Source organism: Streptomyces himastatinicus ATCC 53653, from assembly GCF_000158915.1.
GTDB lineage: Bacteria > Actinomycetota > Actinomycetes > Streptomycetales > Streptomycetaceae > Streptomyces > Streptomyces himastatinicus.
Genome location: NZ_GG657754.1, coordinates 6239401 through 6245615, shown reverse-complemented (window position 1 = coordinate 6245615; position 6215 = coordinate 6239401). Strand labels below are relative to the sequence as shown.

The window sequence follows — 6215 nt, the reverse complement described above, 5'->3', positions numbered from 1 at the left end:
GAACTCGGGGGCGACGATGTGCGCGCCGAGGAAGGTCACCTCGTCGGTGTGGGCGGCGGCGATGGACAGCGCGCGGGCCTCGTCCTCCGAAGTGAGGCCGTAGCCGGACTTGATCTCCAGGGTGGTGGTGCCCTGGTGCAGGGCCTCCACCACATAGCGGGCGACGTTGGCGTTGAGCACGTTGTTCGAGGCGGCGCGGGTGGCGGCCACGGTGGTGCGGATGCCGCCCGCGCTGTAGGCCCGGCCGGACATCCGGGCGTTGAACTCCTCGGTGCGGTCGCCCGCGAAGACCAGGTGGGAGTGGGAGTCGACGAAGCCCGGAATGGCGGCCCGGCCCGCCGCGTCGACCCGGTTGTCAGTGGCGGGTGCTTTGCTTGTTTCACCGACCCAGGCGATGCGGTCACCGTCGATGACGACCGCCGCGTCCTGGATCAGACCGAGGGGGCCTTCGCCGAGGGAGGGGTCGTTGGTGACGAGGCTGGAAATGTGGACGAGGGCGGTCGTGGTGGGTGTCGCGACCGTGTCCGTGGCGGTGGTCATGGTGGGGGTGTTCTCCTTGATCAGCCGGCTGGGCCTGGTCGGCGTGGTCAATCTGCTCGGCGTGGTCGGCCTGGTCGGCCTGGTCAGCCGCGCACGGCCGCGATGGCTGCGGCCAGTGCTTCGGGGACGCGCGGGACGAGCTGGTGGGCCCCGTCCCGTACGACATGGCGGCCGCCGACCACGGTGTGCCGGACGTCCGCGTTGGTCGCCGCGAATATCGCCGTCTCGGCGCCCAGCCGGGGTGGCGGCCCCGCCGTGCGGACCGAGTCCAGCGCGATCGTGGTGAGGTCGGCGAGCGCGCCCACCTCGATCCGGCCCGTGTCCGCGCCCCAGCCGAGCGCCTCGTGACCGTCGGCGGTGGCGGCGCGCAGCAGCTGGGCGGCGGTCCAATGGCCGCGGGTGCGGGTGTGCAGCCGCTCGTCCAGCTCCATCGCGCGGGCCTCTTCGAGGATGTCGATCACGGCGTGGCTGTCGCTGCCCAGGGACAGCGGTGAGCCCGCCTGGCTCAGCTGGGCGGCCGGGCCGATGCCGTCGGCGAGGTCCCGCTCGGTGGTCGGGCACATGCACACGCCGGTGGCCGAGTGGCCCAGCAGCCGGATGTCCCCGGGGGTGAGGTGGGTCGCGTGCACGGCGGTCGTGCGCGGGCCCAGCACCCCGTGGTCGGCGAGCAGCCGGGTGGGGGTGAAGCCGTGCGCCTCCACGCAGGCGTCGTTCTCGGCGGTCTGCTCGGACAGGTGCACATGCAGGGGCGCCGCCTGCCCCTCGGCCCAGCCGGAGACGGTCGCGAGCTGATCGACGGGGACGGCCCGCACCGAGTGGATGGCGGCGCCGATACGGGTGTTCCCGTCGCCCTTGAGCGCGGAGACCCGTTCGGCCCAGGCGTCCGCGGTGCCGTCCGAGAAGCGGAGCTGATGCTCATCGGGCTCCGCGCCGAACCCGGAGGAGAGATAGCAGGTGTCGAGGAGGGTGATGCGGATACCGGCCTCGGCCGCGGCCGCGATCAGGGCCTCCCCCATGGCATTGGGGTTGCCGTAGTGGCTGCCGCCGGGCGCGTGGTGGAGATAGTGGAACTCGCCGACGCAGGTGATGCCCGCCATGGCCATCTCGGCGTACACGGCGCGGGCCAGATCGAAGTAGCTGTCCGGGGTGAGCCGGTCGGCCACCTCGTACATCAGCGTGCGCCAGCTCCAGAAGGAGTCCGGCGCCCCGCCGTCCGACGGGTTCGCCGAGGCGCCCGACTGCACGATGCCGCGCAGGGCCCGGTGGAAGGCGTGGCTGTGGGCGTTGGCCAGGCCGGGGACGGTCAGCCCGCGCAGGGTGACGGAACCGGCCGGATGCTGTGCGGGACTCCCGGGCCGCACGGCCTTGATCCGCCCGTCCGTGGCCACCACGATGACCACGTCCGGCACCACCTGACCGTCCAGCCAGGCGTACTCCGCCCAGTAGGTCTGCGCCGTCAGTGACACGCCAACCCCTCCAGTACCTGCGCGAGCGCGGCCACACCGGCGAGGCAGTCATCCTCGCCCGCCGTCTCCGCGGGTGAGTGCGAGACGCCGGTGGGGTTCCTTACAAACAGCATGGCGGTCGGAACCGACGCGGACAAAATGCCCGCGTCGTGCCCGGCGCCGGTGGGGAGCACCGGGACGCCCCCGAGCAGGCCCGACAGCTGGTCACGCAGGTCGTGGGCGAATTCCACGACGGGCGTGAAGGACTCCCGGGTGACCCGGACGTCCACCCCGTCGCGCTGCCCGCGCTCGACCGCCGCGCGCTCGATCTCACCGACGACGGCGGCCAGGGTCTCCTCGTCGGGGGCCCGCGAGTCCAGCCAGCCGCGCACCAGGCCGGCGATCGCGTTCACCCCGTTCGGCTCGACGCCGACCTTGCCGAAGGTCGCCAGGGCTCCCGCCGTACGGGCCTTCTTACGGGCCGCGAGCACCGTGTTCGCGTAGGTGAGCATGGGGTCGCGGCGGTCTTCGAGACGGGTCGTCCCGGCGTGGTTGGCCTCGCCGTGGAAGTCGAACCGCCAGCGGCCGTGCGGCCAGATCGCGGAGGCGACGCCCACGGGGGTGTCCTTGCCGTCGGTCGTGTCGTCCAGGGCCCGGCCCTGCTCGATGTGCAGCTCCACGAAGGCACCGATGCGGGCCAGCCGCTCCGGGTCCGGCCCGATGGCCTCCGGGTCGTACCCGGCGCGCTCCATGGCCTGCGGCAGCGTGACGCCGTCCGCGTCCCGGAGGGCGTGCGCCCGGTCCTTGTCGAGCTGCCCGGCGGTGAGCCGGGACCCTACGCAGGCCAGGCCGAACCGGGCCCCCTCCTCGTCGCCGAAGTTGACGATGGCGAGCGGCTTGGTGGGGTGTGCGCCGCGGGCCCGTAGCTCGTCCAGGGCGGCGAAGGACGAGACGACGCCGAGGGGGCCGTCGAAGGCGCCGCCGTCGGGGACGGAGTCCAGGTGGGAGCCGGTGACCACGGCGTCTCCGGCCGTGGGGTCGCCCAGCCAGGCCCACTGGTTGCCGTTGCGGTCGAGCTCGTAGGTGAGGCCGCGGGCCTCTGTTTGTGCCTGGAACCAGGCGCGGCAGTCGGTGTCCGCGGCGGTCCAGGCGTAGCGGCGGTAGCCGTTTGTCGTTGTGTTGCGGCCGATCGGAGCCAGGTCGCGCCACATCTCGTGGAACGACGGGGTTTCGTGCGCGGCTGCGGGTGCGTGGGTGGGTTGTGCCCACCCGTCCCTCCCCCAGCTACCGCTGGGAGGTGCCCCCTCTGCGGGACTGTTGCCCACAACAGTCACTCTCCCGACTCCCTCATGGGGATCCTGACGTCGCGGTCTTCCGCTACCTCGTCCGCTCGGTCGTAGCCTGCGTCTACGTGGCGGATCACGCCCATGCCCGGGTCGTTCGTCAGGACGCGGCGGATCTTCTCGGCCGCCAGCGGCGTACCGTCGGCCACCGTCACCTGGCCCGCGTGGATCGAGCGGCCCATGCCGACCCCGCCGCCGTGGTGGAGCGAGACCCAGGAGGCGCCCGAGGCGACGTTGACCATGGCGTTCAGCAGCGGCCAGTCGGCGATCGCGTCCGAACCGTCCAGCATGGCCTCGGTCTCGCGGTACGGGGAGGCCACCGAGCCGCAGTCCAGGTGGTCGCGGCCGATGGCCAGGGGCGCGGCGAGCGTCCCGTCGGCCACCATCTCGTTGAACCGCTCCCCCGCCTTGTCGCGCTCGCCGTAGCCGAGCCAGCAGATGCGGGCGGGCAGCCCCTGGAAGTGGACCCGCTCCCCCGCCATCTTGATCCAGCGGGCCAGGGACTCGTTCTCCGGGAAGAGGTCGAGGATCGCCTTGTCCGTCGCCGCGATGTCCTTCGGGTCGCCGGACAGCGCCGCCCAGCGGAACGGGCCCTTGCCCTCGCAGAACAGCGGCCGGATGTACGCGGGGACGAAGCCGGGGAAGGCGAAGGCGCGCTCGAAGCCCGCGAGCTTGGCCTCGCCGCGGATCGAGTTGCCGTAGTCGAAGACCTCGGCGCCCGCGTCCATGAAGCCGACCATGGCCTCCACGTGCCGGGCCATCGCCTCGCGCGCCCGCTGGGTGAAGTCGGCGGGCTTCTCGGCGGCGTACGACGCCATCTCGTCGAAGTCCACGCCGATCGGCAGGTACGCCAGCGGGTCGTGGGCACTGGTCTGGTCGGTGACGATGTCGATCGGCGCGTCCATCGCGAGCAGCTGCGGGACCAGCTCGGCCGCGTTCCCCAGCACGCCGATGGACAGCGGGCGGCGGGCGGCGCGCGCCTCGGTCGCGAGCTGGAGGGCGTGGTCCAGGCTGTCGGCGCGCACGTCCAGGTAGCGGTGCTCGATGCGGCGGTCGATGGCGCGCGGGTCGCAGTCGATGCAGATCGCGACGCCGTCGTTCATGGTGACCGCGAGCGGCTGGGCGCCGCCCATGCCGCCGAGACCGGCGGTGAGGGTGATCGTCCCGGCGAGGGTGCCGCCGAACTTCTTCTCCGCCACGGCCGCGAACGTCTCGTACGTGCCCTGGAGGATGCCCTGCGTGCCGATGTAGATCCACGAGCCCGCGGTCATCTGGCCGTACATGGTCAGGCCCAGCGCCTCCAGGCGGCGGAACTCCTCCCAGTTCGCCCAGTCGCCGACCAGGTTGGAGTTGGCGATCAGGACGCGGGGCGCCCATTCATGGGTCTGCATGACGCCCACCGGACGCCCCGACTGGACGAGCATCGTCTCGTCCTGCTTCAGCGTGCGCAGCGTACGGACCATGGCGTCGAACGAACGCCAGTCGCGCGCCGCCTTCCCGGTGCCGCCGTAGACGACGAGCTTGTCGGGATGCTCGGCGACCTCCGGGTCCAGGTTGTTCTGGAGCATCCGGAGAGCGGCTTCCTGCTGCCACCCCCGGGCACTCAGCTCCGTACCTCGCGGGGCCCGTACGGGTCGCGGTCCTGACATGGGCCGTGCCTCCCTGCCATCGTCTGGATCGAGTTATTCACATCTTGACTTCGATGAATATAGCTAGTCAATAGGGTCGGCGGTGGCATACACCCGGGTGGTTCCCCGGAGAGGCGTGCGCGGGCGCCAGGACTTAGCGTCCTGCCGTGCCCCTGCCCCGTACCCATCGCGAAGTACGCCTCGCCGCCCGGCCCCGGCCCGAAGGGCCGCTCACCACCGACCACTTCGAGGTCGTCCACGCCCCGCTCCCGACCCCCGGCCCCGGCCAGGTGCTGGTACGGAACCGGCTGATGAGCGTCGCCGCCGCCATGCGCCCGCTCGCCTCGGCCGACCCCGGCGCCCTCGGCCTGCCGCAGCTGCGCCACCGGGTCGGCGAGGTCATGCGGGGCCCCGCCATCGGCGAGGTGCTCAGCGCCCCGCCGGACACCGGCCTGACCTCCGGCGCCCTCGTACGCCACCACTCCGGCTGGCGCGAGTACGCCGTCCTCGACGCGGCCGAGGCGCCCCCGCTCGACCCCGACGCGCTGCCCGACCCCGCCGCACACCTCTCCCAGGGCTTCACCGCCTGGCTCGGCGTGGTGCGGGGCGCCGGGGTGCGGCGCGGCGACACGGTGTTCGTCACCGGCGCCGCAGGCGGCGTCGGCACCCTGGCCGGGCAGTTCGCGCGGCTCCACGGCGCCGCGCGGGTCATCGGCTCCACCGGCTCCCGCGACAAGGCCGACCGGCTCGTCGCGGAGCTGGGCTACGACGCCGCCGTGATCCGCGGAGCGGGCCCCATCGAGGAGCAGCTGCGCGCGGCGGCCCCGGACGGCATCGACGTCCTGTTCGACACCGTCGGCGGCGAGCAACTGCGCGCCGCCCTCGCCCTGGCCCGCCGCAAGGCACGCTTCGCCCTCGTCGGCGCGCTCGCCGCCCAGCTCTCCGACGACGCTCTCGCCACCACCCCGATCAGCACCCTCGCCCTCATCGCCCGCGGCGTCACCCTCCGCGGCATCAGCGGCTACGACCACGCGGACGCAGCTCCGACGTACCTGCGCGAATTCGGCCGCGCGCTGCGCGAGGGCGCCATCACCTACCCGCACACCCGCCTGACCGGCATCACCCAAGCCCCCCGCGCCCTGGTCGAGTTACTGGAGGGCCGCCACCTGGGCGCAGTGCTGGTGGAGCTGTGAGTGGGGGCCGCGCCCCCGACTCGCCCCCGCGCCCCCGCTCCCGGTCAGCGGCCCGGCCCGGCGTGG

At 73.0% G+C, this 6215-nt stretch carries 5 protein-coding genes; 1 reads left to right on the top strand and 4 read right to left on the bottom strand.

Annotated features, from left to right (window positions below; translation table 11 throughout):
* The 4 genes from SSOG_RS56355 to hutU all read right to left on the bottom strand — a co-directional run.
* The coding region (locus SSOG_RS56355) for an amidohydrolase family protein (RefSeq protein WP_009717365.1) at positions 1–540 on the bottom strand (540 nt) is incomplete at its 3' end.
* Positions 541–623: 83 nt separating this feature from the next.
* Positions 624–2006: a formimidoylglutamate deiminase gene (locus SSOG_RS26645; protein ID WP_050799978.1), complete on the bottom strand. Its 1383-nt coding sequence runs from the start codon at positions 2004–2006 to the stop codon at positions 624–626.
* Positions 1997–3196 (bottom strand): allantoate amidohydrolase, encoded by a 1200-nt coding sequence (locus SSOG_RS26640; protein WP_009717363.1) that lies wholly within the window; start codon positions 3194–3196, stop codon positions 1997–1999. Before SSOG_RS26640 ends, SSOG_RS26645 begins: the two co-directional genes overlap by 10 nt.
* 119 nt (positions 3197–3315) lie before the next feature.
* On the bottom strand, positions 3316–4977 hold the full coding sequence (gene hutU, locus SSOG_RS26635) for a urocanate hydratase (protein ID WP_009717362.1): 1662 nt from the start codon (positions 4975–4977) through the stop codon (positions 3316–3318).
* Between the two features lie 146 nt (positions 4978–5123).
* On the opposite strand from hutU, the gene SSOG_RS26630 reads away from it, so the two are divergent.
* Complete coding sequence (locus tag SSOG_RS26630) at positions 5124–6149, top strand: MDR family NADP-dependent oxidoreductase (RefSeq protein WP_009717361.1); 1026 nt, start codon at positions 5124–5126, stop codon at positions 6147–6149.
* Positions 6150–6215: the final 66 nt, after the last annotated feature.